Source organism: Pseudomonas sp., from assembly GCF_049645325.1.
In the GTDB taxonomy this organism is placed as follows: Bacteria; Pseudomonadota; Gammaproteobacteria; order Pseudomonadales; family Pseudomonadaceae; genus Aquipseudomonas.
On record NZ_JBARTQ010000153.1, the window covers coordinates 1 to 1,972 of the forward strand.

Consider the following 1,972-nt stretch of genomic DNA (forward strand, 5'->3'; position numbering starts at 1 on the left):
CCTTGCGCGCATCCATGGTTTTTTGATGCTCGGCGAGGAATGGCTGCTCCGCCGGGTCAAAACGGTCGATCCCGGCGGTGAAACGATGCCAGTACGGGTACAGCGGCTGACGACGGGTGACGGCCTCGATGCGTGCAGACTGCGCTTCGGTAAGTTTCAGTTCAGTGGCGGCAAGGTTATCGCGCAGGTGCTCTTCGGTGCGCGCGCCGACGATCAGCGACGTGATCCCCGGGCGGTCCTTGAGCCAGGCCAGGCACGTACGCGCGACCGACACGCCATGTTCATCGCCGACGGCGGCGAGGGTCTCGATGATGTCCAGTGCGCGTTCCTGGTCGTGCACGTAGGGTTCCGGCCAGCCACTGCCCTGACGGGTGTTGGCCGGCGGTTTGTGCCCGCGCCGGGTCGAACCGGTCAGCAGGCCTTCGCCCATCGGGCCCCACACCAGGGTGCCGATGGATTGGTCCAGCGCCAGCGGCAGCAGCTCGTACTCGGCTTCGCGCGATTCCGGCGTGTAGTAAATCTGCTGGGTGATGGGTTTGAGCATGCCGTGCAGCTCGGCTTTGCCGAGGGTTTTCATCATCTGCCAGGCGGTGAAGTTACTGGTGCCAAAGTAGCGGATTTTGCCCGAGCCGACTAACAGCCGCAGGGCTTCAAGGGTTTCCTCGATCGGCGTCATGCCATCCCAATTGTGCAGTTGGTAGAGGTCGATGTGGTCGGTGCCCAGGCGCTTCAGGCTGGCTTCGCAGGCGCGGATCAGGTGGTAGCGCGACGAGCCGGAGTTGTTCGGGTTCTTGTCCACGGGGCTGCGGCCCTTGGTGGCCAGCAGGATGTCGTGACGTTTGTTGCCCAGGGCTTTGCCCACTACTTCTTCGGCGAGGCCGTGGGAGTAGAGGTCGGCGGTGTCGACCATATTCACCCCGGCGTCGAACGCGATGTCGAACATGCGCTTGGCCAGGGGCACGTCCACCGCGCCGCATTTTTCGAACTCGGCGCGACCGCCGAAGGGCACGGTGCCCAGGATGATTTCGGATACCAGCAGGCCCGAATGGCCCAGTTGTCGGTAGTGCATGTCGCCTCCTGTTTTACGTGGCACGTGAAGGTGTGAACGACGTGAGTGGCGATAGTTTGAATTTTTTCATGAAATCTTCGTGCACCTGCCGCACCATTGCGCTCACAGGATCAATAGGAACATCGCGTCCATGAACGCACTGATAGAAACCCGCGCCCTCACGCGCATGGATGAACGGCGCCAGGTGCCGCTGCTGCAGCCGACGGACTTCACCTTGAACCGCGCCGACCGCGTGTCTATCACCGGCGCCTCAGGCTCCGGCAAGAGCGTGTTCCTGCGGGCGCTGGCATTGCTCGATGCGCCCACTTGCGGGCAGATTTTGTGGAACGGCCAACCGATTGTTAATGCGCAGATTCCGCACTACCGCAGCCACATCAGTTACCTGTCCCAGCGCCCGGCACTGATCGAAGGCACGGTGGAAGACAACCTGCGTTTTCCGTTCAGCCTCAAGACGCTGCGCGCGCGCAGCTTCGATCTGGCCGCCGTCACCGCGCTGCTGGGGCACGCCGGTAAAACTCCGGACTTCCTCGGCAAAAACGCCGGTGATCTGTCCGGCGGCGAATCCCAGGTGGTTTCGCTGATTCGCACCTTGCAACTGAACCCCGAAGTGCTGTTGCTCGACGAGCCCACCGCCGCCCTCGATCCCACGTCCTCCCGCGACGTTGAAGCGCTGATCGAGGCCTGGTTCGCCGGTGATCAATCCCGTGCTTATATCTGGGTGTCGCACGACCTTGAACAGGCTCGGCGCATGAGCTCGGTGCACCTGCAGATGAGTGCCGGGGTGTTGGACGGAGCGGCCCAGCCATGAATTACCAAAACCTTACCGCGCTGGACATGGGCATCGCCGCCTCGCTGATCCTGATCAACGGCGCGCTGTCATTGTTGCTGCGCCTGGGCCTGGGC

Annotated in this window: 2 protein-coding genes; one reads left to right on the forward strand and one right to left on the reverse strand. The window is 62.7% G+C overall.

Annotation, left to right across the window (positions count from 1 at the left end; translation table 11 throughout):
- The coding region (locus WBB95_RS06790; RefSeq protein ID WP_424486866.1) for an aldo/keto reductase at positions 1-1,069 on the reverse strand (1,069 nt) is incomplete at its 3' end.
- Between the two features lie 130 nt (positions 1,070-1,199).
- Between WBB95_RS06790 and WBB95_RS06795 the strand changes: the two genes are divergently transcribed.
- The gene (locus WBB95_RS06795; protein WP_424486867.1) at positions 1,200-1,877 is read left to right on the forward strand and encodes an ABC transporter ATP-binding protein; all 678 of its coding nucleotides are present in this window, start codon (positions 1,200-1,202) and stop codon (positions 1,875-1,877) included.
- The last annotated feature ends 95 nt before the right edge of the window (positions 1,878-1,972 follow it).